The organism is Neobacillus sp. OS1-2 (genome assembly GCF_030915505.1).
Lineage (GTDB): Bacteria > Bacillota > Bacilli > Bacillales > Cytobacillaceae > Neobacillus.
The window spans coordinates 253439-278437 of the sequence record NZ_CP133265.1; the positions used below are offsets into that span (position 1 = coordinate 253439).

28 protein-coding genes are annotated in these 24999 nt (G+C 39.1%); 1 reads left to right on the forward strand and 27 read right to left on the reverse strand.

Annotated elements, in window-relative coordinates; all coding sequences use genetic code 11:
* Positions 1-24: 24 nt before the first annotated feature.
* The 22 genes from RCG19_RS01355 to RCG19_RS01460 all read right to left on the reverse strand — a co-directional run bounded on the left by RCG19_RS01355 (position 25) and on the right by RCG19_RS01460 (position 20679).
* A complete protein-coding gene (locus RCG19_RS01355; RefSeq protein WP_166241106.1) occupies positions 25-591 on the reverse strand; it encodes a ReoY family proteolytic degradation factor in 567 nt (188 codons plus the stop codon).
* 41 nt (positions 592-632) lie between these two features.
* The gene (locus RCG19_RS01360) at positions 633-1889 is read right to left on the reverse strand and encodes a tetratricopeptide repeat protein (RefSeq protein ID WP_308109397.1); all 1257 of its coding nucleotides are present in this window, start codon (positions 1887-1889) and stop codon (positions 633-635) included.
* Between the two features lie 25 nt (positions 1890-1914).
* The gene (locus tag RCG19_RS01365; protein WP_308109398.1) at positions 1915-2811 is read right to left on the reverse strand and encodes a hypothetical protein; all 897 of its coding nucleotides are present in this window, start codon (positions 2809-2811) and stop codon (positions 1915-1917) included.
* A gap of 307 nt (positions 2812-3118) precedes the next feature.
* Positions 3119-4396 carry a 3-phosphoshikimate 1-carboxyvinyltransferase gene (gene aroA / locus RCG19_RS01370; protein ID WP_374049599.1) on the reverse strand — a complete coding sequence of 426 codons (1278 nt, stop codon included), beginning with the start codon at positions 4394-4396 and terminating at the stop codon, positions 3119-3121.
* 37 nt (positions 4397-4433) lie between these two features.
* Positions 4434-5540, reverse strand: a complete 1107-nt coding sequence (locus tag RCG19_RS01375; RefSeq protein WP_308109400.1) for a prephenate dehydrogenase — start codon at positions 5538-5540, stop codon at positions 4434-4436.
* A gap of 11 nt (positions 5541-5551) precedes the next feature.
* Positions 5552-6640, reverse strand: a complete 1089-nt coding sequence (gene hisC / locus RCG19_RS01380; RefSeq protein ID WP_308109401.1) for a histidinol-phosphate transaminase — start codon at positions 6638-6640, stop codon at positions 5552-5554.
* A gap of 40 nt (positions 6641-6680) precedes the next feature.
* Positions 6681-7052, reverse strand: a complete 372-nt coding sequence (gene aroH, locus RCG19_RS01385) for a chorismate mutase (RefSeq protein ID WP_166241094.1) — start codon at positions 7050-7052, stop codon at positions 6681-6683.
* A 21-nt stretch (positions 7053-7073) separates the two neighbouring features.
* The gene (gene aroB, locus RCG19_RS01390; RefSeq protein ID WP_308109402.1) at positions 7074-8144 is read right to left on the reverse strand and encodes a 3-dehydroquinate synthase; all 1071 of its coding nucleotides are present in this window, start codon (positions 8142-8144) and stop codon (positions 7074-7076) included.
* Positions 8144-9316 (reverse strand): chorismate synthase, encoded by a 1173-nt coding sequence (gene aroC, locus RCG19_RS01395; RefSeq protein ID WP_308110906.1) that lies wholly within the window; start codon positions 9314-9316, stop codon positions 8144-8146. The genes aroB and aroC overlap by 1 nt, the downstream gene beginning before the upstream one ends.
* A gap of 156 nt (positions 9317-9472) precedes the next feature.
* Positions 9473-9919: a nucleoside-diphosphate kinase gene (gene ndk / locus RCG19_RS01400; protein WP_308109403.1), complete on the reverse strand. Its 447-nt coding sequence runs from the start codon at positions 9917-9919 to the stop codon at positions 9473-9475.
* 131 nt (positions 9920-10050) lie between these two features.
* Positions 10051-11013 carry a heptaprenyl diphosphate synthase component II gene (gene hepT, locus RCG19_RS01405; protein WP_308109404.1) on the reverse strand — a complete coding sequence of 321 codons (963 nt, stop codon included), beginning with the start codon at positions 11011-11013 and terminating at the stop codon, positions 10051-10053.
* A 43-nt stretch (positions 11014-11056) separates the two neighbouring features.
* Complete coding sequence (locus RCG19_RS01410; protein ID WP_166241085.1) at positions 11057-11761, reverse strand: demethylmenaquinone methyltransferase; 705 nt, start codon at positions 11759-11761, stop codon at positions 11057-11059.
* Positions 11762-11764: 3 nt separating this feature from the next.
* Positions 11765-12577 (reverse strand): heptaprenyl diphosphate synthase component 1, encoded by an 813-nt coding sequence (locus RCG19_RS01415; protein ID WP_308109405.1) that lies wholly within the window; start codon positions 12575-12577, stop codon positions 11765-11767.
* Positions 12578-12791: 214 nt separating this feature from the next.
* Complete coding sequence (gene mtrB / locus RCG19_RS01420) at positions 12792-13028, reverse strand: trp RNA-binding attenuation protein MtrB (protein WP_308109406.1); 237 nt, start codon at positions 13026-13028, stop codon at positions 12792-12794.
* Between the two features lie 38 nt (positions 13029-13066).
* Positions 13067-13630 carry a GTP cyclohydrolase I FolE gene (gene folE / locus RCG19_RS01425; protein ID WP_308109407.1) on the reverse strand — a complete coding sequence of 188 codons (564 nt, stop codon included), beginning with the start codon at positions 13628-13630 and terminating at the stop codon, positions 13067-13069.
* Between the two features lie 279 nt (positions 13631-13909).
* Positions 13910-14182, reverse strand: coding sequence for an HU family DNA-binding protein (locus RCG19_RS01430; RefSeq protein WP_007084878.1), 273 nt, complete (start codon positions 14180-14182; stop codon positions 13910-13912).
* Positions 14183-14534: 352 nt separating this feature from the next.
* Positions 14535-16013 (reverse strand): stage IV sporulation protein A, encoded by a 1479-nt coding sequence (gene spoIVA / locus RCG19_RS01435; RefSeq protein WP_166241079.1) that lies wholly within the window; start codon positions 16011-16013, stop codon positions 14535-14537.
* 299 nt (positions 16014-16312) lie between these two features.
* A complete protein-coding gene (locus RCG19_RS01440) occupies positions 16313-17023 on the reverse strand; it encodes a hypothetical protein (protein ID WP_166241078.1) in 711 nt (236 codons plus the stop codon).
* A gap of 32 nt (positions 17024-17055) precedes the next feature.
* On the reverse strand, positions 17056-17241 hold the full coding sequence (locus tag RCG19_RS01445; protein ID WP_166241076.1) for a DUF2768 domain-containing protein: 186 nt from the start codon (positions 17239-17241) through the stop codon (positions 17056-17058).
* 274 nt (positions 17242-17515) lie between these two features.
* On the reverse strand, positions 17516-18571 hold the full coding sequence (locus tag RCG19_RS01450; RefSeq protein ID WP_308109408.1) for an NAD(P)H-dependent glycerol-3-phosphate dehydrogenase: 1056 nt from the start codon (positions 18569-18571) through the stop codon (positions 17516-17518).
* 22 nt (positions 18572-18593) lie between these two features.
* Entirely contained in the window at positions 18594-19904 is a 1311-nt protein-coding gene (gene der, locus RCG19_RS01455; RefSeq protein WP_308109409.1) for a ribosome biogenesis GTPase Der, read from the reverse strand.
* A gap of 166 nt (positions 19905-20070) precedes the next feature.
* The gene (locus tag RCG19_RS01460; protein WP_308109410.1) at positions 20071-20679 is read right to left on the reverse strand and encodes a YphA family membrane protein; all 609 of its coding nucleotides are present in this window, start codon (positions 20677-20679) and stop codon (positions 20071-20073) included.
* 108 nt (positions 20680-20787) lie between these two features.
* Between RCG19_RS01460 and RCG19_RS01465 the strand changes: the two genes are divergently transcribed.
* Positions 20788-20928 carry a YpzI family protein gene (locus RCG19_RS01465; RefSeq protein ID WP_308109411.1) on the forward strand — a complete coding sequence of 47 codons (141 nt, stop codon included), beginning with the start codon at positions 20788-20790 and terminating at the stop codon, positions 20926-20928.
* A 38-nt stretch (positions 20929-20966) separates the two neighbouring features.
* On the opposite strand, the gene fni is transcribed toward RCG19_RS01465, so the two are convergent.
* From fni to RCG19_RS01490, 5 genes are all read right to left on the reverse strand, one after another.
* Complete coding sequence (fni, locus tag RCG19_RS01470) at positions 20967-22025, reverse strand: type 2 isopentenyl-diphosphate Delta-isomerase (RefSeq protein ID WP_308109412.1); 1059 nt, start codon at positions 22023-22025, stop codon at positions 20967-20969.
* A gap of 11 nt (positions 22026-22036) precedes the next feature.
* The gene (gene rpsA, locus RCG19_RS01475; RefSeq protein ID WP_166241064.1) at positions 22037-23176 is read right to left on the reverse strand and encodes a 30S ribosomal protein S1; all 1140 of its coding nucleotides are present in this window, start codon (positions 23174-23176) and stop codon (positions 22037-22039) included.
* 159 nt (positions 23177-23335) lie between these two features.
* Complete coding sequence (locus tag RCG19_RS01480) at positions 23336-23917, reverse strand: lysophospholipid acyltransferase family protein (protein ID WP_166241062.1); 582 nt, start codon at positions 23915-23917, stop codon at positions 23336-23338.
* 2 nt (positions 23918-23919) lie between these two features.
* On the reverse strand, positions 23920-24594 hold the full coding sequence (gene cmk / locus RCG19_RS01485; RefSeq protein ID WP_166241060.1) for a (d)CMP kinase: 675 nt from the start codon (positions 24592-24594) through the stop codon (positions 23920-23922).
* A gap of 186 nt (positions 24595-24780) precedes the next feature.
* On the reverse strand, positions 24781-24969 hold the full coding sequence (locus RCG19_RS01490) for a DUF5359 family protein (RefSeq protein ID WP_308109413.1): 189 nt from the start codon (positions 24967-24969) through the stop codon (positions 24781-24783).
* Positions 24970-24999 lie beyond the last annotated feature (30 nt).

Here is a 24999-nt window from a genome sequence, read left to right on the forward strand (position 1 = left end):
GATAAAGTAAAAAAGGAAGTCTGCTTATCGCAAACTCCCTTTTTGTTCCGTCACCATTAGTTTATTTAATTTTTCTGTTAACAGCTGAAATGCTACACGATCTTGCTTATCAAGTGCTTCATCAATTAACCCCAGTAGTTTTTCACGTTGAAACCGTTCGATACTATGCTGCAGCAATTGTTCCGCAATGACTCCATCCTTTTCATTAACTTGTAAATGTTTAGGAACGAATGGATTTTCTTCAAGAACTGCCGCATATTGATGCGCTTGATTGGAAGCGTGAAAATTTAATTGAATAAAAATATCCTCATCCCGATTTAACCGGATGTCATGAAAGGATTTCTCAGCATCAGTAGTCATAACATTTTCCTTATAAAAGCGAAACGGCACTTTATCGACACAATGTGTTGACATAATCAAACCCCGCGGGCAATACTGTGCTTGCTCAACAAAATGAACCTTTTCCATTAATTGATCGTGGCTCATTAAGTAATTTAGAATCCATACACATTCTCTTCTTTTTAATTGATAATGATTTAAAAACCAGCGTATAAAATCCTTCTTCTCGTTGACAGAAACAGGGGTTGCCATGATAGTTTCCCTCCTCTGCATAATCAGCTTTTTTATTTCTACTAATTGGTTAAACGTTCAAGCACTTCTAAATACTCACCATTGGTCGGGTCTACACTTAGTAGCTGTTTAAAAATTTCGGCGGCACGGGCCGTTTTTCCTTCTTCAATGAGAAAATATCCGTAATCCTGTAAAAAGGCTTCATTATTCTTTAAAAAAGTATATGCACTTTCATATTTGTCTAATGCGTAAGAAAATTCTTCAAGTTTATCGTAAGCAAGTGCTAAGTCCCATAGTATCTGTGGCTCTTCATCTTCCATAATATCAAGATGAGAAATTAACTCAATCACATCCGCATACCTTTCGTGCTGCAAAAAGAACTTATTTAACGTAAGGGCCGCCTCGATAAAGCCAGGATCAATGGCAAGGGCCTCACGGAAATATTGTTCAGCTTCATCTGCCTTTCCAAGCTTCAAAGCTATTTTTCCACCGTAGAAAAATAATTCCTTATTAAATTCATCCTGCCCAATGCCCTCTTTTATCGTTTGGAAACTGTTTTCTAGCTCTTCTTCTCGTTCATAGCTTAACGCTAAATGTAAATAAAGTGAATGATATTCGGGATCAAGCTCCTTTAATTCAGTAAACTTTTCAATCGCTGTCCGATTGTAACCTGCTTGAAGTGAAGTGAAGGCGTAGCCGAATAACGTGTTAATTTCTAACTTTTCAGCTAGTGCTTGATCATAATAGGTAAGGGCGTCTTCGAAAGCTCCGGAGGTACTTAAAAGATCTGCCATCCGACCATGGATATTAATACCGGCAATTTCGTTTTCCTCTTTTAAAACTAGTTCAAAAGCTGCCATCGCCTTAATAATTTCACCCTGCTCGCTATAAAGCTCTCCTAAGGCAAAATCAATAATAACCTCATTTGGCAATAATTCTTTCGCCTTCAAAAGTTTTCGTTCACAAACTTCAAAAAGCCCTTGAATTTGATAAAGATCCGCCAACAATAGTAAAGACTGGCCATAATTAACATCCTGTTCCGAAATTTTTTCCAGGACAAGGATGGCTTCCTCTTCTTCTCCCGATTCAACTAAGATTTCACTTAACAAAATAAGGAGTTCTCCCTCTTCAGGGTAACTTTCCAATAGGCTTTCAACTAAGGCCTTCGCTTCCACCAAAAATCCATACTGGAATAATTCTTCCCCAAGTAGGAACTTTTCTTCGTGACTACCGTTTTTTAATATAAGATTATATTCATTTAAGGCCTGTTTATGTTGACCATTTTCTAACATATTGATAATTTTATTAACTCGATCCATTGACTTTTACCTCTCGTTCCCATAATTACAAAGAAAAAAATGCCGGGGTTCTCACCTTAACATATTCTCCATTACCGGGTTTAAATAAAACGGTATTGCCTGCACGGACAACTTTTCCTTTGTGAACTGTAACTACTAGCCTATCACTATGATAATGAAATAAACTTACTTCATCAACATTCTTGATTTCTCTTCCCTTTATAAATAAGTTATAACTTAATTCAGTACCATTCATAAGACTAGATTTTTGCGGGTATAATCCGATTTTGTTTAATACAGGAATAGGCAATGGCCGGTCCTCTTTTACTACCTCAGAAAGCGCTGGAATTTTTTCTTTTTGTATGATAGTATTCCATTTCGACAAAACGGTCTTCTCTTCCTTCTTTTGTGAACAAGAAATTAGTGGAATGAATGGGCAGTTGAATGGAAACATAGCTTCCCTAATCCATCCCCATGGAATTTTCTCCAATTCGTCTAGGTCTTTCAGATCAACAAAGATAGCGGGAACCTTTTCTTTTTTACACTTTCTTATTAGTGTTGGGGTGATTAATCGTAGCGGGATTCTAATCCCAATCATAAAATCAATTGGGCTGCTCATTAATGCTGTTTTCATGCCTAACATTTTTTCAGTTAATTCATTTTCATACAGCAGCTCAACATAAGTTAACAATGTGGTACACCCTTTTAACAAAAAGTGTTCAATCAAAAAATCCTTTAAATCTTGAAAAGAACCTTGATATGGAATGTTCGAATTAAAAAGGACATAGGACGGGGTCATAATATACGGTTCTAAGTTCATCTTTATGAATTGATATCGTTTGAAACCAGCTTGAATCGCTGCTATTTGGTCATCATTAATTAATAGTGAACATGTTTGAAGTTCACTATTTTTAAGGATATTGGCATTTTCAATGATATACAACGGCCCTACCACCCTTTTCCTCTTTAAGACAAGCTATGCGTAAAGTTTGAAAACTATGACGTTTAAACAACATTCTATTCATTTCCCCATAAGAAAAGCGCAAGCGCCCTGGTCAGCGGCGTATGGCCTGGAGCGCTCCAACTGAGATAAAGGAAACACGAAGAGTCGGAGGCGATTCGATGTTGACTTATCGTAGGGCGGAGAGCGAAGGACACTAGCCGCTAGGGCGCTTGCGCTAGACAATTCTCGAAGTCGGAATTTATACTTTCTTATCTTTATAAGAAAAAGCCGCATTAATATGCAGCTCTTAGTGGATAAGGTTATTTAAATGGTCGAAAAAGTTTGGGTAGGATACCGAGATGGCTTCGGATTGCTCCAGTTCAACATCGTTCTTACATAAAAGGGCAGCAATTGAGAGCATCATTCCAATTCGATGATCTCCATGACTAGATACACTGCCACCATCTAAAGGTGTTTTTCCGTGGATAATCATTCCATCGTCTGTCGCTTCAATCGAAGCACCCAATTTCCTTAATTCTTGGACAACAGTATCAATGCGATTGGTTTCTTTTACCTTTAATTCTTCAGCATCCTTTATCACGGTTGTACCGTCAGCCTGTGTTGCAAGGAGCGCAATTATCGGAATTTCATCAATTAGTTTAGGTATTAACTCACCTTCAACAACCGTACCTTTAAGATTTGAAGTCTTAATAATCAGGTCACCAACTGGTTCAAATGAGTCATCTTCCTTTTGAACAATCTCTAAATCCGCGCCCATTTTCTTCATTACTTCGATAATTCCTGTTCGCGTTGGATTGAGTCCGACATTTTTTAAAACAATTTCACCCTCTGGAATAATGGCCCCGGCAACAAGGAAGAAGGCTGCTGAGGATATATCACCCGGAACATGTATGGTTGCCGCTTTCAGACTTTGTCCGCCTATGACAGTAATTGTTTTATTATCTTTATCAATTTTTCCACCAAATTTTCGGATCATTCTTTCCGTATGATCACGGGTTTCAGCGGGTTCGACAATCTTACATTCTCCCTCAGCTTGCAGCCCTGCTAAAATTAACGCGGACTTTACCTGTGCGCTAGCCACAGGAAGCTCGTATTGGATTGGTGTTAACTGCCCTCCACGGATTGAAATAGGAGTAAAGGCCCCGTCGTTTCGCCCGTCAATCCTTGTTCCCATTAAAGCTAATGGGCTCGTTACCCTTGTCATAGGCCTTTTTCCGATTGACTCATCCCCCACCAAAGTCGAGAAAAATGGTCTTCCGGCCAATATCCCCATTAATAACCGAATAGTAGTCCCAGAGTTCCCCACATCCAAGACCTCATTAGGTTCTGTTAATCCTTCAAAACCATTACCGATAATCCGAAGGCCGTCATCCACTTCCTCAATTGTGACCCCAAGCTTTTGAAAGCACGATATGGTACTTAAACAGTCATCCCCTGGCAAAAAGTTAGTAATCTTTGTTTCGCCATGTGCAATCGATCCAAACATAACCGATCTATGCGAGATGGATTTATCTCCTGGGATCGTAATCTCACCAAATAATCGCTTTATATTCGTTTTCAGTATCAATGATGTCATTAAAAATCACCTTTTTAAAATCATTTTATATTCCAATTGAAGTTGAATAGCTTGAATAACTGCCAATACACCGTCCTGCCCTTTGCCGATCCTCTTCCGTCTGAAAGCTAATGACTAAGACTCCATTTATATCTTCCCGCGTTTCAAGAATGCGGATGTTAGTGATGCTGATTCTTTCCTTCGCTAAAAAGCCCGTTATTTCTGAAACGACGCCGGGGTAATCTGGTATATCGACAAACAAATCATAAAATGCAGGTATCGCCCCTTTTTCTTTTTGAGGCAAACCATCTCGGAATTGCTTTGCCTGTTGAAAATAATCAAAAATAGCGGCACTATTTTCCTTTTCTAACAAGGTTTTAACCCCATTCATTTCGATCTGCCATTGATCTAGGAGTTCAATTAGTATCTCACGGTTGTGCAGTAAAATATCTTTCCACATTGCCGGACTGCTTGACGCAATACGTGTGATATCCCTAAATCCGCCTGCCGCGAGACGAGGGATGAGTCCTTCTGCCTCGGCTAGCTTTTCCGTTTGCCTAACAATCGATGCCGCAATAATATGCGGAAAATGACTGACAATACCTGTTAAATAATCATGATTTCCTGGGGTGATAGTTAAGAATTTTGCATTGGTCCCGATTAACCATTCCTTTAATCGTTCAACCCTTGACCCTTCAATATATTCTTCAGGAGTTAAGAGATAAAAGGCGTTTTCGAATAATATCTCTTTTGCGGCAGAAACACCGCTTTTATGTGAACCTGCCATAGGATGTCCACCAATAAACGTAATTCCCTTTTTCGTTAAACTGGCCGCACTCTCAACAATTTTGCTTTTTGTACTGCCGGTATCTGTTACGATCACCTCAGGATTAAGTGGAAGTTCAGATAAAAGCCGGATGATGTTCTTCGTTTCATTCACTGGTGCCGCAATAATGATTAAATCAGCATCGATGGCACCATCATCAATATTTTCCGCTATTTCATCTATAACTCCCAGCATTTTCGCAAGTCTTGCCTGTTCACCATTTATATCAAATCCTACGACAACAGCTTCATGGTGCTCCTTCTTAACACACAATGCTAAGGAACCGCCAATCAAGCCCAAGCCAATTACAAAAACACGGCCATTCAATGTAAATCCCCTCAGTTCGCTTCTAAAAATTCACCTAATGCCTTAAGGACCCCTTCGTTTTGCTCAGACGAGCCAACTGTTATTCTGACCGCTGTCGGGAAGCCAAGGGCTTTTCCGGAGCGCACAATAAATCCTTTTGCTTGCAAATATTGAAAAATTTCATCACCATCGATTTTACTATCAATTAAAATAAAATTGGTCTGTGAAGGATAAAATTTAAGTTGATATTGCTCGCAGAAGTCATAAAACTGTGTTAGACCCTGTCTGTTTTTATCTCGGCAAACTTCAACAAATTCCTGGTCCTTAATTGCTTCACTGGCTGCTAATTGACCTAACGAATTCACATTGAACGGTTCTCTAACCGGTTCAAGTGCTTTAATAATGGCGGGATTAGCCACTCCATAGCCAACTCTTAGAGCTGCAAGTCCATATATTTTAGAAAAAGTCCGAAGCACAATTAAATTTTCATACTTACGCGTTAAACTAATGGCGTCATAGTAATCTTCCGCAACTACATATTCATAATAGGCCTCATCGAGCACCACAAGGATATGTTGCGGAACCTGTTCTAAAAATGGAATTAACTTGTTCTCCGGTATATATGTACCCGTCGGATTATTAGGACTGCAGACCCATATGACATTTGTTGACTCGTCAATTGCTTGTAGCATGGCATTAAGATCATGTTCTCCGTTGATAAGAGGAATTTCGTTAATGATTGCCCCCTCAATTACAGCATTGTGCTTATATTGCGAGAATGTTGGGGTTGCCATGATCGTGCTGGCATTCGGATGCAAAAGTGCCCTTGAAATGATTTGAATTAAATTATCAGAGCCATTGCCTAATATAAGCTCTTCCTCTTTGACCTGTAAAAATGCTGCAAGTGTTTCTCGTAAATGTGTAGCGTAGCCATCAGGATAAAGGGCTAAACTTGCAGGATAGGATTGAAGAGCGGTAAGTGCCTGTTCCGAACATCCAAACGGATTTTCATTCGATGCCAGTTTGACAATCCGATCCAAGTTAAATTGTTTTTTTACCGCCTCAATTGATTTTCCAGGTTGATAGGGAGTCAGTGATAAGACTCTCTCTTTCCATCTCATTTTTCCCACTCCATTCGATCTGATTTATAAGATTCTATTACTACACTAAACTACTGCCAAGGTCTGGTCTTAGCACCTTTGCATCCTTTAAATATACATGGACAATTTCTTCCTGTGGTTTGCCTGTATTTACGTGCATCATAATTCTTACGCACATTTCCAGAGAATTAGGAACAGGAATTTCCCGCATACACATTACTGGTACATACGTCCATCCTGCAAATTTCCGCAATGCCTTAGCAGGGAACGCCGCATTAACATCCTCAGTGGTAGAGATCAAAATCGAGGCGACGGTATCGGGTTGAATATGATTAACTTCAATTAATTTAGCCAGAAGCTCCTCTGTCGCAGAGACAATGGCTTCTTCAGTATTTGTGCTAACCGTCGTTGCTCCCCTCACCCCTCTAATCATGAAAAATCCCCCTTTTTTGAATTAAAAACTTTTTAGTTCTTCCAATAATACTGTTTCATTTATTTCCAGCAGCCTAGGCTGTCCTACTTCATCCAATAAGACAAAGTGAATGGACTCGCCTACAGACTTTTTATCCTGTTTCATTTTGCTAATCAGGCTTTCAAACGATAGTTGCGCGGGTATGGTGGTTACATACCCCAACGTTTTAACCCATTCAATAAACTCGTTTAATTGGAATGAAAGCCCCAGCAGTTTTTGGCTTAATTTTAATGCAAAAATCATCCCAATCATAACCGCTTCCCCATGGGTAAAGTTCCCATACCCCATTTCTGCTTCAATGGCATGTCCAAGTGTATGCCCTAAATTCAAAAAGGCGCGGACACCTGTTTCTCTTTCATCCTCTGAGACAAATTCGTTTTTTATTCTTATCCCCTTTACCAAAGAGCCTGATATTTGCGTCAATGGTAAAGAATGCAAATCCTGAATATTTGTCTTTAACCATTGATAGAAATCCGGATCCGCAATAAGGGCATGTTTAATAACCTCAGCAAACCCCGATCGGATTTCCTGAATTGGCAACGTTTTTAACAGTTCCAAATCATAAAAAACAGCTTCAGGCTGATAAAAAGCTCCAATCATATTCTTTCCAAGTGGATGATTGATTGCTACTTTCCCACCCACAGCACTATCATGCGCTAGGATGGTGGTAGGAACTTGTATAAATGGGACGCCCCGCATATAGGAGGCAGCAACAAAACCCGTTAAATCCCCTATTGCACCGCCGCCGAATGAAAGAATGACAGATTTCCGATCCAAGCGGTTTTCGAGTGCGGTTGATAAGGCATCATAAAATACTTCAAAAGTTTTTGCCTTTTCACCACTCGGTGCGGTAAATACCACTGGATTCCACTGTTTTAAAGTGAACAATAATTTTTCAAGATGAATTTTTGCAACAGTTTCGTCTGTTATAATTAATATTCGTGTAAGATCAGTAAAATGATTGGTTAAAAAGGGGCTAAGCTCCTTTCTAACCCCTTCGCCAACAAATACAGGGTATTTTTTTGAGGCTGTTTCGATTTGAATGGTTTCCATTAAAACTCCCTCGCATATTCACGCTGTCTATTTATTTCTTCAGCGAAGGTATCAAAACGGTCACTGTAAAATTGTTCAACAAGGGCATTCGCAAGCTCCCAAGCTACGACATGCTCTGCTACAACGGCTGCAGCAGGTACAGCACAACTATCAGATCGTTCAACACTCGCAGCAAACGGCTCTTTCGTTTCGATATCAACACTCATTAATGGTTTATATAGTGTTGGGATTGGTTTCATTACACCTCTGACTACAATAGGCATCCCTGTGGTCATCCCGCCTTCGAACCCGCCAAGCCGGTTTGTCTTGCGGTAATATCCTCTTTTCTGGTCCCAAAGAATCTCATCATGGACTTCACTTCCAGGCTTTCTTGCCGCTTCAAACCCTATACCAATCTCTACACCTTTAAATGCATTAATACTCATAATAGCTGCCGCTAATTTCCCATCTAATTTACGATCGTAATGAACATAGCTTCCTACTCCAGCCGGCATTCCTGTCGCAATAACCTCAACAACCCCGCCAATGGAGTCACCGTTTTTCTTTGCTTCATCGATTGCATTCATCATTTCCTGCTCTACATTTGGATCTGCAACTCTTACCGGAGAACTTTCTGTACGCTCTTTTAAGTTAGCTATCGTTAAGGAAGGATCTACATTTGCCTTAATTCCGCCAATTTCGATCACATGTGCAACAAGTTCAACTCCTAATAAGGATAAAAGCTTTTTGGCAACAGCACCTGCAGCCACTCGAACGGTTGTCTCCCGTGCTGAAGACCTCTCCAGAACATTTCTCATATCCCGATGACCATATTTAATCGCACCATTTAAATCAGCATGTCCAGGTCTTGCCCGAGTTACCTTTCGCTTTATTTCTTCCTCTTCACCTTCTTCAATAGCCTCAATACCCATAATTTTTGTCCAGTGCTTCCAGTCATTATTTTTCACGACTAAAGCAATTGGCGAACCAAGTGTTTTTCCATGACGAACACCAGAAACAATTTCTGCAGTATCTTTTTCTATTTGCATGCGTCTTCCACGGCCATGACCTTTTTGGCGTCTAGCCAGTTCATCGTTAATATCTGTGGCCTCTAGCGGCATTCCTGCTGGCAGACCCTCTAAAATTGTAGTCAGCTGCGGCCCATGGGATTCCCCAGCCGTTAGGTATCTCATTCCCATACTCTTTCCCCCTTCAACTCATTAAAGAATTATGTATCAATATATCATATCATGCTTAATAAACATAGTATAATAATTCAGATAATTTTTGAATACGATTACAAAAAAGGCACTTGTATCGTTAAATACAAGTGCCTTTTACATGTTAGATTAATAAATCCATTCGTTGACTACCTTAGAGTACTCGACTACCCCAGTATCTTTAAAAAACAAACCAATTTCACGCTCTGCACTAGCAGGTGAATCAGAACCATGAATCACATTCTTACCGACTGTTAGACCAAAGTCTCCACGAATAGTTCCAGGTGCTGCATCCTTTGGATTCGTTGCTCCCATCATTTGACGAGCGGTAGCAATTACATTCTCTCCTTGCCATACCATAGCGAAAACTGGGCCGGAAGTAATGAAATCTACTAATTCTCCAAAGAATGGACGTTCCTTATGCTCACCATAATGTTCTTCAGCAAGCTCAGTTGGAATGCTCATTAATTTAGCCCCAACTAATTGAAAGCCCTTTCTTTCAAAACGTGCAACGATTTCTCCAATAAGATTCCGCTGTACTCCATCTGGCTTGACCATTAAAAAAGTTTTTTCCATGAATTCCACTCCTAATTGATTATGTATATTGATTGTATCTTCAGAGAACAATCCATGGAAAATGTTATCACTTTTTTGAATATTTAGCAACATGGTAATGTTTAGGCTCTTTTTTTAATTCTAGGATATATCTAGAATTTCCGCCTGCCAATATATTTCGCAATATCCTGCAGTGTTTTTTTTGCTTTATTTTCTGGCAGTTCTTCTAATATAGCCAACGCTTTATTTAAATACTGATCACTTAAAGCAAATGATTTCTCGATGGCACCAGATTGTTTGATAAGAGAAATAATAGTAGAAATTTCCTTGGGGGTCATATTCTCATTTACTTTTTCAATTTCCCTCTTAATCTCGTCCGTTTCCATTGCGAAAAGAGCCGGTGCCGTAATATTCCCTTGCAAAAGATCACTGCCCGCGGGCTTTCCTAATGCCTTCTCAGTTGAAGTAAAATCTAAAATATCATCGATGATTTGATAAGACATTCCCACATAATAACCAAAACGGAATAGCCGCTTATGAAAGACTTCTTCTACCCCCGAAGCAATTGCCCCTAATTGGCAGCTTACTGCAATTAACAAAGCTGTTTTCCTTTTAATACGACGAAGATAATCCCGAAGGTTTTGATTAAATCGGTATTTGTCTTTAATCTGCTGAATTTCCCCTACTGTTACTTCAACAATGGTGTTTGCCAGTATTTTATGGGCAGCAGGTTTATCGATATTTGTCATTAATTCTAACGCAAGGGCAAAAACAAAGTCGCCGGTATACATCGCAATTTTATTATCCCATTTTGATTTGACTGTTGGCTGGCCTCTGCGGAGATCCGCATCATCAATAACATCATCATGGACAAGGGACGCCATATGAATGAGTTCAAGAGCCACAGCAACATTTTTCATTACATGTATATCATATTGGCCAAATTTACCTGCAAGTAAAACAAAAACAGGACGAATTCTTTTTCCTCCGGCTTGTAAGGTATGCATTGAAGCCTGTTTCAAAAGAATAGACTCAGTTTGTATTGTCTCTTCCAGTTCTTTTTCGATTATGTTAATATCCGAATTCAAAAATGAATACATCATTTTTAATTTCATACGTATTCACCCAGCTTTTCATCCTGTCTTCAACTATAAAGAATTAATTTTTTTTGCCGATATGCACAGCCGCCGCACCGCCACTATAACTCTTGAATTTTACGTCTTTAAAGCCAGCTTGCTCAAACATTTTGGCAAGCTCCTTCATTCCTGGAAAATCGCGTGCGGATTCATGGAGCCACGCATATTCCCGAAAGCTTTTCGCTAACAACTTTCCAAATAACGGCATAATATAGCGGAAGTAAAAATAATAAAGCTGCTTATATCCGACTAAAGTAGGCTGTGACGTTTCAAGACAAACAGCAATTCCTCCCGGTTTAACCACGCGATGCATTTCTTTCAATACCTGCATGTAATCCGGAACATTCCTTAACCCAAAACCAATCGTTACATAATCAAAACTGTTATCAGGGAAAGGAAGTTCCATTGCGTTACCATGGATTAAATGAACCTGTTTCAGCCCAAGTCCTTTAACCTTCTCAATCCCTACATTTAACATATTTTGACTAAAGTCTAAACCTGTTACTTCCCCATTAGTGCCAACTGCCTCAGCCAAGGCAATGGTCCAATCGGCCGTTCCGCAACAAACATCAAGAGCTTTTGAACCAGGCTTAACATTCATTCTTTTCATGGTGTCTTTTCGCCACTTAATGTGCTGCTGAAAACTAATAACCGAGTTCATTTTATCGTAGTTATCAGATATCTTTTCAAACACATTATGAACGCGTTGTTCTTTCGATTGCTGCATGATTTACCCTTCTTCCACAAAAGATTTTGCATTTGGCTGAAATTGCTTCAACAGTAACGAAACCCTATTTTCAAGCAGGTCATTTAAATAAGGGAGCTGTTTTAATCCCTTTTCAATCACTTGTTTCGAAAGTTCCAAATAGTGGTCGCAAACCTGTACTAGGTGATTCCGCTGTCCACTTGACAATTCTTCCAGCCTTGCTTCATTACCAGGGAAGCTCATGATCTTCAATGATTCAAATAAAACGGATCTTTCCGATTGAAAATATTGCTTTTTTTCATGCAGTAACCGTTTAAACAAAAATAAATGAGCAAGAAAATCATTACAAAAATCTACCTTGAAATAATCAGAGAGCTTTGTTAGCAATGAACTTTCAATCCGCATAATGCTTGTCATCAATCTTTCTATTCCCTCAAGTTTATTATGGTAAATAAAAATCTTATTTTCATTGACCTCTTTGACCCCTTTTGAAAGGGATTTAATCATCATGATATCTTCCGATTCAGCAAGCAGTTTATAATACAAACCACTGAAATAATCCCCGGCAAGAACAGTTAATTGACGACTTTTTTCATCCTTTGATGCATTGGAAATATGTTCATGGGTATCAAGGGCAATTTGTATTAACATCGTTGACAATGCATAGTTCTTGATTTTGCTAAAGGACAATTCGAGTCGGTCCATTATGGAGATGAGGATAAGGAGCTTATCTTCATCAATAATTGGAGTTTCAATATATGCGAGCAAATATGAGTCATAGGCCCTTTTTTCAATCTGCTCCCTGATAATTGTATATTTTTGTCGAATATCCTGCACGCTAATCACCCTTGCTTCCCCGAAGTAAAATATTTATGTACTTAATTTTCTATTTAAAGGAAAAACTCGTGCCCATAATGAAGAAAAAATAAACATCTGGCTCCTATAAGGCAGACATCATTATAACATAAAAGGCATCATATGGGCAGGATTTCACAAAATAATCATCTCAATGCTTCATTGAATTATGACCAATTTGGTAAAGATACGATTCTTATTTCTTCATTTCACTTTCAAGTTCACCAAGCTGTGTCAAAATTTTTGCATTTCCCCTAATTTTAATTGCTGAAGTATGCTCAGTAAATTGAGCGATAAGAACTTCTCCTTTATCAAGCTTTTCTGAATGATGAAATTTCGTATCTGTTCCTCGTGTTAATCCAATAACATTGACACCATCCTCGATAGCTTTTATGACAATGTAATCATTATTTTGCTGATTGCGCTTTTCCATTCTAATCACCCCAAATATATTAGAAATTGCCGTTACTATTATTTAATTAAGGAGAGTACTTCAGAGCGGGCGATGGCATCATCTGCAAGAACGCCACGAACAGCTGTAGTTATTGTTTTCGAGCCAGGTTTTTTTACACCGCGCATCGTCATGCACATATGCTCTGCTTCGACTACGACCATAACCCCATGCGGTTCTAATTTCTCCATCATGCTGTTTGCTATGGTCGAGGTAATCCGTTCTTGTAGTTGTGGCCTTTTGGCAACTGCCTCTACTGCCCTTGCTAATTTACTTAAACCAGTGACACGCCCATTTCGTGGAATATAAGCGACATGCGCTTTTCCGAAGAATGGGACGAGATGGTGTTCACACATCGAATAAAATGGAATATCTTTTACTAACACTAGCTCTTCATGGTCTTCGCTAAAAATAGTTTCAAAATGCTGTTTTGGATCCTCATTTAATCCGCTGAACACTTCTTCATACATTTTTGCCACTCTTTTTGGTGTATCTAGCAATCCCTCTCGATTTGGGTTTTCACCGATTGCCTCTAATATTAAACGTACCGCATCTTCGATTTGGGCACGGTTCACTTCTGGCATACTAAATTCCTCCTATGGATATCAATCAAGTATAGACAACAACTACATCTTAGCATAATCCCATCTTTACAGGCAAAAAATCTAACATGAGCATCAACTCTCAACCCTACCATGGAAATAAAATTAGCGAACGATCCGTAGTCACCTAATAAAGGGTGTGAGCAGAGCTTGGATCCGCTTTTGCGGCGCTCCGCCCCTTTTCCACAAAAGAAAAAAGGCCATGGAATTTCCCATGACCTTTTTGCTTTTAGCATGCCGCTTAAAGCAATAATTATGTAATTATTTTACTGCGTCTTTAAGCGCTTTACCTGGTTTAAAAGCTGGTACTTTGCTAGCAGCGATTTCAATTTCATCGCCAGTTTGAGGGTTACGACCTTTACGCGCTGCGCGCTCACGTACTTCAAAGTTACCAAAACCGATTAATTGGACTTTATCACCATTTTTTAAAGCATCTAAAATCGCATCAAAAACAGCATCAACTGCTTTAGTAGCGTCCTTTTTAGAAAGCTCGCTTGCTTCAGCTACTGCATTAATAAGTTCAGTCTTGTTCATGCCATTCACCTCCTCCCAAATAAATTATCAAGATTCGTAAATAAGATTACTTATCTACATTTCTAAACAATTTTTCTAATTTCTATACGTCATAGCGCGGTTTTATTACCAAAGTAATACATTATGACTACTCTTGCTTAGGTAAATCTACTTTTTTATTGAAAACCCTATGAAATAAAGGATTCAAGCACTATAACGTAATTCTGTTAAAAGATTATCATAATCAATTAAGCATATCAAGAAGATTTCATGAAATAATGGTAATCTTTTCTTTCATTCAACAAAATTCTACCATTTTTGACTCTATTGATGGGAAAATCGCAAAAAAAAGACTCCTAATGGGAGTCGACAGCTAGAGGATAATGGCTATTAAGCCTCCAGATCCTTCATTTATGATTCTCTCTAATGTTTCCTTTAATTTATATCTTGCATTCTCCGGCATCAAGGATAGCTTGGCTTGGATTCCCTCACGGACAATGGAACTTAAACTGCGCCCAAAGATATCGGAATTCCAAATCGATAGTGGATCGTCCTCGAAGTCCTGCATTAAATAGCGGACAAGCTCTTCGCTTTGTTTTTCTGTGCCAATAATTGGGGCAAATTCCGATTCAACATCGACTTTAATCATATGAATCGATGGAGCTACTGCTCTCAGTCTCACTCCAAATCTTGCTCCTTGGCGGATGATTTCCGGTTCTTCAAGACTCATATCAGCTAATGTAGGTGAAGCAATCCCATAGCCTGTTTGTTTAACCATTTTTAAAGCATCCGCAATATGATCATATTCGGCTTTGGCATGAGCAAAATCCTGCATTAGTTCCAGCAGATGATCCTTCCCTCTGATTTCTACCCCTACGATCTCTTTTAAAATATCATCATATAATTCATCCGGAGCAATTAAATCAATTTCAGCCACCCCTGTGCCCATTTCAATACCAGCTAACCCAGCCCGCTCAATAAATTCAAAGTCACTAAACTGTTGGACAACATAGTCCACATCTCGTAATCTCTTGATATCTTTTACTGTTTCTTTCACTGCCTCCTGATAGCTTTCACGGAGCCAATGGTTTTCTCGCAGGACCATAACCCAGCTTGGTAAGTTGACATTAACTTCAAGCACTGGGAACTCGTATAATGCCTCACGGAGAACGTTGAGAACGTCACTGTCACGCATACTTTCCACACTCATGGCAATTACAGGGATATCATATTTCTCAGCCAGACTTGATCTCAGTGTTTCCGTACTTGGGTGGTATGGCTGCGCACTGTTCACAACCATAATAAATGGCTTACCAACTTCCTTCAGCTCATTTATCACTCTTTCTTCCGCTTCAATATAGTTACTTCTAGGGATTTCACCAATTGTTCCATCGGTTGTAACCACTACCCCAATGGTGGAATGTTCTTGGATAACTTTTCTAGTGCCAATTTCAGCGGCTTCATGAAATGGAATCGGCTCTTCATACCAAGGCGTATTGATCATTCTCGGACCATTTTCATCCTCATAGCCCTTTGCCCCTGGAACGGTATACCCTACACAGTCTACAAGTCTGATATTCACATTCAGGCCTTCATCAACATGAACAGTGGCCGCCTGATTTGGGACAAATTTAGGCTCAGTTGTCATAATTGTTTTTCCCGCAGCACTTTGCGGCAGCTCATCAAGTGCACGGGATCTTTCAGCCTCACTGTGTATATTCGGTAAAACAACAAGCTCCATAAATTTTTTAATAAATGTTGATTTTCCTGTTCGTACAGCTCCTACTACGCCTAAATAAATATCACCGCCTGTTCTTTCGGCAATATCTTTAAAAATATCGACCTTTTCCAAGTGATCCCCTCCCGATCATAGAGTAAAGTGGGATAATATCATCCATTTTAGGTATTTTTGGACAGTATATATTTATGACGTTGTCCTATCTAGTTATGACACTTTTCTAAAATTTTTACCTCCTTACCATAAATTCACCTGGTGCATGCTTATCTGTATTTCGCTGAACATTTAATTTTATGGAGGGTTTCTAACCATAGTCACGAATATTAGCCTATAAAGGCCAATACCACGATTTTATTTTTCCACATAAAAAAAACCCTTCTCCTACAATATATTTCTGTGGAGAAGGGTTATGACTATTCTTCTAAAAATACAGGCTCTTTGCTTTTTGAATCGACTGTGTAAGGCAATGAATATGCCGGAACAAACATTGAATCCTCCACTAAAATGGAACGAATATCTTCGCCCGGATTCAGATTTGCGTTCGTGTCCTTAAGTGCCTGATAAAGATCTGGCCGGTAATCCACGTATATTTCAGCGTCGCCCGATACAACCAATGAGAGGTTCTGATTTGTATATGGGCTAACAACATATGGTGGCTTCTCATACCCTAATTGTTTATAATCTAGTGAAAATACATTTTTAGCAATCTGTTTTTTATAAGGAGGAAACCCGTTCGATTTTATTCTTAATTTAATATCACGAATGGTATCAGTCATCCGTAAGTCAAATAATTTAACGGTTGGATTCGTCTCCACATCAACGAGGACGTATTGAAATACCCCCCCGCTTTCAAAAGCATTTCCCGGCGGTTCAGACATATATTGTGGAGCGATCTTTTTAAATTCAATCGGATATTTCTGAAAGATTGGTGTATTCGCATCCCTTGTTTTAATTGGCAGGATGCCATCATTGTCCTTTTTAAAATCATCAACAGCTGTTTGGACTGCTTGGATTTGATCTTTATAAGGGGTTTGATTCTGTGCTAAATCTTCTTTTGGGTACATACATCCGGACAATAGCATAACGGTTACAACTAGAAAATAGCCCAGCCATTTTTTTTTCATAAAATCACCTTTTATCTATGTAATTAATCCCGTTATCCGAGGAATACAATCAATAGGCTCAATCCGGCAACAATCAAAAATACATATGCAATGATCGCTGTGATAACCCGAAGAACCCCTCTTAACTTATACCTGCTAAAATAAATCGTTATAATGGCAAGAAACATAAGCGCCATACCAGCAACCGATATCCACATTTTTATCATACCTGGCGACAAACTTCATTCCCCCTTTTCCGACTGCTATTATAGCACAAGAAGTGCGAAGTCACTAGCTGTTGGGGCGCAAATAGCAGGACAAATCTCAAAGTCGATGTTTATTATCACAACAAAAAAACTGAAGTAAAGAGGGGCGAATTCTCTACTTCAGATCATTAGACTAAATAACCCAATCTCCAGCGTCATCCTAACAGGATGCTTCGTTGCATTGTATGCAGCAAAGATAAAAAGCGCGTCAGGAGAACGCCTAATTTAATCATGAAAAGGCATATTTTTAGTCTTCAGTATATTTTTCATCCAAAACATTTACTAAATCTTCCATCTCATGTGTTTTGCCACGAGCCATTAACACATCCACGGCATCCTTCGGATTTTTACCGTTAAATAAAACATTATAAAGTGCAGTGGTTATGGGCATATTGACATCATATTTTTCAGCTAATTGATAGGCCGCCTTCGTTGTTCTGACTCCCTCAACAACCATTCCCATGTTAGCAAGTACTTCATCAAGTGTTTGTCCCTTACCAAGCAAATTACCGGCTCTCCAGTTCCTTGAATGGACGCTTGTACAGGTAACAATTAAATCACCTATTCCAGTTAATCCGGAAAATGTTAGTGGATTGGCGCCCATTTTTGTCCCAAGACGGGCTATTTCCGCTAATCCTCGGGTCATTAAAGCTGCCTTGGCGTTATCACCATAGCCAAGTCCATCCGTAATGCCAGCTGCTAAAGCAATGATATTCTTTAAGGCACCACCAATTTCAACTCCGATTACATCAGAATTCGTGTATACCCGAAAATTGTGGTTGATAAATAAATCTTGAATTTTTACAGCAGCTTCCATATTTTCAGAAGCGACTGTTACCGTTGTTGGATGCCTAAGGCTAACCTCTTCAGCATGACTTGGGCCTGAAAGGACAACAACATCTTTTAAGAGTTCTTTCGGTATTTCTTCCTTAATCATTTCCGTGATGCGTAAAAGAGTATCAGGCTCAATTCCTTTACTTACATGGGCGATCGTGATAGGGCCTGCTTGTACGGCACGGATTTTCCCAAGAACTTCACGGATAGCCTTTGTCGGAACCGCTAAGATAACCGTTTCCACTCCTACAAAAGCATCACTTAAAGAAGCAAAGCCGACAATTAATTCCGGAAGTGCAATTTCAGGTAAATATTTTTTGTTCGTGTGAAATTCATTGATTTCCTTCACCTGGTCTTCATTATGACTCCATAATCGAACTTCGTGTGCATTATCCGCCAGCACAATTGCCAGCGCTGTTCCCCAGCTCCCAGCACCTACAACTGCTATGGCTGCTTTTTTATCCTGCATGAAATATACACCCGCCTTATCTTTATTTTCTTTCTCTCGCATAAATTTTGATAGGGGTTCCCTCGAATCCAAAGGCGTCTCTAATTCGATTCTCTAGAAAGCGCTCATAGGAAAAATGCATTAATTCAGGTTCATTGACAAAGACCACAAATGTTGGAGGTTTGATGGCCACTTGGGTAGCATAGTAAATTTTCAAACGTTTCCCTTTATCTTGCGGAGTCGGATTCATAGCAATTGCGTCCATAATCACATCATTTAAGACACTTGTTTCAACCCGCATAGAGTGATTTTCACTTGCGGTATTGATCATTGGCAGCAGGGTATGGATTCGTTTTTTCGTTTTAGCTGATAAAAACACGATTGGCGCATAACTTAGAAATAGGAAATGTTCCCTTATCTTTTGTTCAAGCTCTTTCATCGTCTTCTCATCTTTATCTATCGCATCCCATTTATTGACCACGATAACAACGGCACGCCCCGCCTCGTGGGCATAACCGGCAATCTTCTTGTCCTGCTCAATGATTCCCTCTTCTGCGTTAATAACCACAAGAACAACATCAGAACGTTCAATCGCTCTCAGCGCACGGAGAACACTATATTTTTCAGTTGTTTCATACACTTTGCCTTTTTTTCTAATTCCTGCGGTATCGATGATGACATATTTTTCACCATTATACGTATATGGGGAATCGACGGCATCACGTGTTGTACCGGCAATATCGCTGACGATTACTCGATCTTCACCCAAAATAGCATTAACTAGTGATGACTTTCCGACATTTGGCCGACCAATTAAAGAAAACTTAATCACATCGTCATCATAATCCAATTGTTTGTTTTTTGGAAAGTGTTTTGCTGCCTCGTCCAATAAATCGCCAAGACCCAGTCCATGAGAACCAGAAATAGGAATGGGTTCACCAAAACCAAGTGCATAAAAATCATAAATTAGTTCGCGCATTTCGGGGTTGTCGATCTTATTAACCCCCAACACAATCGGCTTTTTCGATTTATATAATATTTTTGCTACTTCTTCATCTGCGGCAGTTACTCCTTCTCGACCATTTGTTAAGAAAATAATCACATCTGCCTCATCAATCGCCACTTCTGCCTGCTGACGAATTTGTTCTAGAAACGGCTCATCACCAATATCAATTCCACCTGTATCGATAATATTAAATTCATGTGTCAACCACTCACCTGAACTATAAATACGATCTCTTGTTACCCCAGGAATATCTTCAACGATGGAAATACGTTCACCGGCAATTCGATTAAAAATTGTTGATTTTCCAACGTTGGGACGCCCTACAATGGCAATAACTGGTTTTACCATTCTGATCGCCATCCTTTCTTATATTAAAAAAATTTATTGTTATGTTAGCAAATCATCCATAAGTTCTTATTAAGTAAAGAAACCCTTCTGTCATCTAGAAGGGCCTAACTTTATTATTTTATCAATGTTAACCCTTTCCCGCAATGGAAACCTCATAAGAGTTTTTTTAGGTAGATTTTTGCTTTCCTTTTTCAAAAAAGTGAAAATGACTTTGGAATATACTTCCTGCATTTTCTAAAAAGCTCCATCCAACGAGCAACACAACAAGTAAGGCACAAACATCTAAATACTCAAATGCTCCAATTGGATATGGAAAGGGAAACTTATTTAGGATAAATGCATATAAAAACTCACCCTGCATGGTGCCGATTATGATAATCAGCAATCGTCCTTTTAATGTTTTTTGCAAAAGGATGGCAAGGTACCCAAAAACAATTCCCATCATCCATTCCTTCTTAAAAATGATCCAAATAGGATCAAAGATTTCAAATAAATGAAAGGTTACATAGGCGATGGAAACGATTAATGAACAAATAAAATAGTAGATAATTGCTCCTCGTTTTTCCTTGATTAAAAAGAAATAAGATGTCATTAATAAAAATACACCACTCGCCCTTATTTCAAAGCTCCCCGCCTTAAAATGAAAATTTGACAAATACAGCAAGATGAGAATGATAGCTGAGAGTTTTAATCGATATGGACTTTTCTTATTTTGAACAAATGTAAGGAATACCCAAAATGACCAACAAATCCAATAAAACATGGTGCCTTCCATTCCATTCACCTCCTATTATCAACATTATTGGTAATCCTTATGTACTTTCATACTTCTTTGAATAATATTTCCAATGTGAATCATCTTATTAAGAGGAGGTGTGGATGAATGGGAAGAGACCGCCAAGAAAAAAAGTTAAAAGCTAGTGGAAGAGTGGAGTCAGACCGTGATCAGGCGTTGCACTATCCAGGTGCGACCAAGCTATCAGGCCCTGAAGAGGCACGGGGTTTGAATGATGGTAAAAGATAAACACAGACAATGAAAAAGCTCTCGCGGATGCGAGAGCTTTATTTTATCCTGCGCTGGCTATATCGTTTTGTATCGATTCCTCTTTGATTCAACCAATGGAATGTTTCACCGGAGATAATAAGTGGAGCATTTTGTAAATCAGAAATGGTTTTAGCTCCTAATGAAGTCATGATAAAAACTAATTCATTGTGGAGTGTTTCGATTTCTTTCTCTAACGCTTCTAGCCCTTTTTCAACAAGAATCCGCAAGAAGAATCCTGCCATGCCAATCCCATTTGCCCCCAGTGCAATCCCCTTTGCAATGTCTAGTCCTGTTAAAAACCCACCGGAGCCAATGACAAAGATATTTTCGGATTCACATACTGCCTCGATGATAGAGATGGGCGTCGGGATACCCCATTCATTAAAAAAGGAAAGCGTCCTTTCTCGACGTTTATTTTCAATTTCCGCAAAATTAGTCCCTCCGGATCCGCCAACATCTACGGCAGTAACACCCACTGATGAAAGGGTCTCAACTGTTTCCTTTGCCATGCCAAAGCCTACTTCCTTGACAATGACAGGAACATCCACAGCATTGACAAGATTCTCAATTCTTTTTAAGGCATTGGTAAAATTCCGATCACCCTCGGGCATGGTCAGTTCTTGTATGACATTTAAATGTATTTGCAGGGCATTGGCCGCAATCATATCGATCGCCCTTTTGGCATGATCCGCTGTTGCCTCGCTACCTAAATTAGCTACTATAATCCCTTTGGGGTTCTCTTTTCGAACCACCTCATACGTATATCGCTCACCCTTATCCTTTAAAGCAGACATTTGTGAACCAACAGCCATCGCTAGCCCGGTATTTTTTGCAGCAATTGCTAATTCTTTATTAATTTGATAGGTTTTTTCACCGCCACCACCTGTCATTGCATTGATAAAAATTGGCGAACTTAAAGAAAGTTCGCCAATTGAGTGGTCTAGCCGAACATCATTCACACTGATATTCGGCAGGCTTTGATGAATAAATTTGATTTCGTCGAAAACTGATGAATTGTTTTCCCTTTTTTGTAAAGCAAAGCGAATGTGATCCCATTTTCGTTCAGATCTAGACACAAAAATCACCATTATTTTCTTAGATTCTTTAACTTATCGCCAATAACCTCACCAAGCTGAAAGCCTTTTGATTCCTCCGGAAGCTCATAATCGAAGTTCCCATCGTCCTCTTTCTCAAGCAATTCTTTAATGCTTAATGATAATCGCTGATCTTGTTCGTTAGCATCAAGCACCTTTACTTTAACATCTTGCCCTTCTTTTAGAACCTCATGCGGTGTTCCAATGTGTTTATGCGCAATTTGAGAAATATGAACAAGACCTTCTACACCAGGGAAAACTTCGACAAATGCACCATATGAGACTAATCTTTTTACTTTCCCATCTAAAATACTGCCTTTTGGTGCCTTTTCAGAAATATTGGACCATGGCCCAGGTAGTGTTTCTTTTATTGATAAAGAAATTCTTTCATTATCACGGTCAACACTTAATACCTTTACTTGAACCTGTTGCCCTTCTTGAACTACATCTGTTGGTTTTTCCACATGTTCATAGGATAATTGTGATATGTGCACTAGACCGTCAATGCCGCCAATGTCAACAAATGCACCAAAGTCTGTAATTCTTTGGACTGTCCCATCGATTACTTGACCCACTTTTAGTGCACCAAGAATATTTTGTTTTTGTTTTCCCTTTTCTTGCTCCACAACTGCACGATGTGAAAGGATTAAGCGGTTCTTTTCTTTATCAAGTTCAACAATTTTAAAGGAGAGTGTACGTCCTTTGTAATCGCTAAAATCCTCGACAAAATGTGCTTCTACAAGGGAAGCAGGAACAAATCCACGGACTCCAAGATCCACAACAAGGCCGCCTTTAACAACGTCCTTTACTTCCGTTTCAAAGATTTCGCCATTTTGGAATTGTTGTTCTAGATGCTCCCAGGCTTTTTCTGCATCAACTTTCCTTTTTGAAAGGATAAGTGCTTCTTCCTCAACTTTTACAACTTCCAGCTCTAACTCATCCCCTTCAGAAGCAGCATCGGATGCTTTTTCAATATGAAGGCTTGATAATTCACTGATTGGGATTATCCCATCTAATTTACTGCCTTGAACAGCCACAAGCACCTGTTTTTCTTCGACCTTCGTAACTTGTCCGGTTACTTTATCCCCAATTTCAAAGTTCTTCACTTCTACTTGATTTAATTCTTCCGACATATGTATTCCTCCTTAATCCATTTACTCCAAAATCTATATATGATCTGGCGTATGCAGCACAGCAGACACCACATATAAAACAAATCAATTGCAGAGAATATTCAAAAAAAATCTCTTTTTAATAACTTCTTACAAATAGGCTATTTTGTCAAGCAGAACCTATTGATGCTCTTTTATAAGTTTATGAATTTCTGACATAATTAATTCAGTAACCTGATCCGCAGACGCTTTGGTTTTTCTCATTTCGTCCATATCAATTGGTTTGCCATAAACTACTCTTAATTTCTTAAAACTTTTATAAGGCCCAATAACTGCACAAGGAACAACCTGCGCTTCTGATCTGGAAGCAAAAAATCCTGCTCCTGAAAGACCTTTCCCTAGTTCTCCGGTTTTGCTTCTAGTCCCCTCAGGAAAAAGACCGAAGACGTTACCCTCTTTAAGAATCTTTAAGCCTGTTCGGAGTGCCTCCCGATCGCTTAAGCCCCTTTTTACCGGAAAGGCATTACATTTCCTAACAATGCCTCCCAAAATAGGGACATTGAAAACCTCTTCCTTCGCCATATAGTGAATGGGGCGAGGAGCCATAATTCCTACCACGATTGGATCAAAATTATGGATATGATTAGAGCAAAGTAAAACACCGCCCTCTTTAGGGAAATTTTCTACTCCAATCGCTTCAATTCTATACCAAGGTTTAAAAATAGTATAAACGACTGACCTTGCAAATGCGTAAAACGTCACACTTAACCAATCCTTTCGTGCACCAGAGCCATAATTTTTTCTACAACTTCAGGAATGGTCAATGAGGTGGTGTCGATTTCAATAGCATCATCGGCTTTTTTCAAGGGAGCTATATCTCTTTCCGAGTCGATTTTATCTCTTCGCGCTATTTCTTCTTTTAATTTTTCTAAATCGGATGGGAATCCTTTTTGCAGATTTTCTATATGTCGTCTTTCCGCCCTTTCCTCCACACTAGCAAGTAAAAATACCTTTACTTCCGCATCTGGTAATACGTGTGTTCCGATATCCCGTCCATCCATCACAACGCCGCCTTCCGTGGCAAAAGCTTGCTGCCTTCTAACCATCTCTTCACGAATCTTTTGATGGATAGAAACGATGGAAACATTATTGGTAACCTCTGATGAACGAATCTCATTTGTAACATCTTTATTGTCAAGATAGACTAACTGACCTTTATTAGATGGCAACAATTTGATATCAGTTGAAAGCAGAGTATCTAAGAGTGCAACTTCCTCATCAAGATTTAATTGGTTAACAATTGCCTTATATGTTAATGCCCGGTACATCGCACCCGTATCTATATATACATACGATAGTTTTTCCGCCACGATTTTTGCTACTGTGCTCTTCCCAGCTGCAGCAGGTCCGTCAATTGCGATTGATAATCTTTTTTCCATAAATCCTCCTAAAGCAAAAAGTTTGTCTCATTAGCTGTCACTATATATTTTACCATAAGTTAATAAAATGCCTCCCATTTTTAGCATTTTATCAATAAAAAAAAAGCAGGTAGCCTGCTTTTTTGAATATCAAATTCATCTTATTCGAATTTGAGAGATGTCCTCTTCCAGGGCACTTGCGCTTTTCTATTTACCTTGAAAGGTTTGAATAATTTCTGTAAAAATATCTTCATTTACCCCTTCATATTTAGTCAGTTGCTTAATTTGCGGAAAAATATCCAGTTGATGAAACAATAGCTGTGATAAAAAGAGAAAGAGGAACTGGACAATCAAAACTTTTACTAAAAATCCTTCCACCCTTTTCAATGAAATCACCCCATACCCATATATGTCTATTATTGGGGT

What these genes read in the sequence shown, in the direction of transcription:
- RCG19_RS01355 (WP_166241106.1), bottom strand. Translation starts at nt 591, where the DNA reads ATGGCAACCCCTGTTTCTGTCAACGAGAAGAAGGATTTTATACGCTGG.
- RCG19_RS01360 (WP_308109397.1), bottom strand. Translation starts at nt 1,889, where the DNA reads ATGGATCGAGTTAATAAAATTATCAATATGTTAGAAAATGGTCAACAT.
- hisC (WP_308109401.1), bottom strand. Translation starts at nt 6,640, where the DNA reads ATGAGATGGAAAGAGAGAGTCTTATCACTGACTCCCTATCAACCTGGA.
- aroH (WP_166241094.1), bottom strand. Translation starts at nt 7,052, where the DNA reads ATGATTAGAGGGGTGAGGGGAGCAACGACGGTTAGCACAAATACTGAA.
- aroB (WP_308109402.1), bottom strand. Translation starts at nt 8,144, where the DNA reads ATGGAAACCATTCAAATCGAAACAGCCTCAAAAAAATACCCTGTATTT.
- aroC (WP_308110906.1), bottom strand. Translation starts at nt 9,316, where the DNA reads ATGAGATACCTAACGGCTGGGGAATCCCATGGGCCGCAGCTGACTACA.
- ndk (WP_308109403.1), bottom strand. Translation starts at nt 9,919, where the DNA reads ATGGAAAAAACTTTTTTAATGGTCAAGCCAGATGGAGTACAGCGGAAT.
- hepT (WP_308109404.1), bottom strand. Translation starts at nt 11,013, where the DNA reads ATGAAATTAAAAATGATGTATTCATTTTTGAATTCGGATATTAACATA.
- RCG19_RS01410 (WP_166241085.1), bottom strand. Translation starts at nt 11,761, where the DNA reads ATGCAGCAATCGAAAGAACAACGCGTTCATAATGTGTTTGAAAAGATA.
- mtrB (WP_308109406.1), bottom strand. Translation starts at nt 13,028, where the DNA reads ATGGAAAAGCGCAATCAGCAAAATAATGATTACATTGTCATAAAAGCT.
- folE (WP_308109407.1), bottom strand. Translation starts at nt 13,630, where the DNA reads ATGCCAGAAGTGAACCGTGCCCAAATCGAAGATGCGGTACGTTTAATA.
- RCG19_RS01430 (WP_007084878.1), bottom strand. Translation starts at nt 14,182, where the DNA reads ATGAACAAGACTGAACTTATTAATGCAGTAGCTGAAGCAAGCGAGCTT.
- RCG19_RS01440 (WP_166241078.1), bottom strand. Translation starts at nt 17,023, where the DNA reads ATGAAAAAAAAATGGCTGGGCTATTTTCTAGTTGTAACCGTTATGCTA.
- RCG19_RS01450 (WP_308109408.1), bottom strand. Translation starts at nt 18,571, where the DNA reads ATGCAGGATAAAAAAGCAGCCATAGCAGTTGTAGGTGCTGGGAGCTGG.
- der (WP_308109409.1), bottom strand. Translation starts at nt 19,904, where the DNA reads ATGGTAAAACCAGTTATTGCCATTGTAGGGCGTCCCAACGTTGGAAAA.
- RCG19_RS01460 (WP_308109410.1), bottom strand. Translation starts at nt 20,679, where the DNA reads ATGGAAGGCACCATGTTTTATTGGATTTGTTGGTCATTTTGGGTATTC.
- RCG19_RS01465 (WP_308109411.1), top strand. Translation starts at nt 20,788, where the DNA reads ATGGGAAGAGACCGCCAAGAAAAAAAGTTAAAAGCTAGTGGAAGAGTG.
- rpsA (WP_166241064.1), bottom strand. Translation starts at nt 23,176, where the DNA reads ATGTCGGAAGAATTAAATCAAGTAGAAGTGAAGAACTTTGAAATTGGG.
- cmk (WP_166241060.1), bottom strand. Translation starts at nt 24,594, where the DNA reads ATGGAAAAAAGATTATCAATCGCAATTGACGGACCTGCTGCAGCTGGG.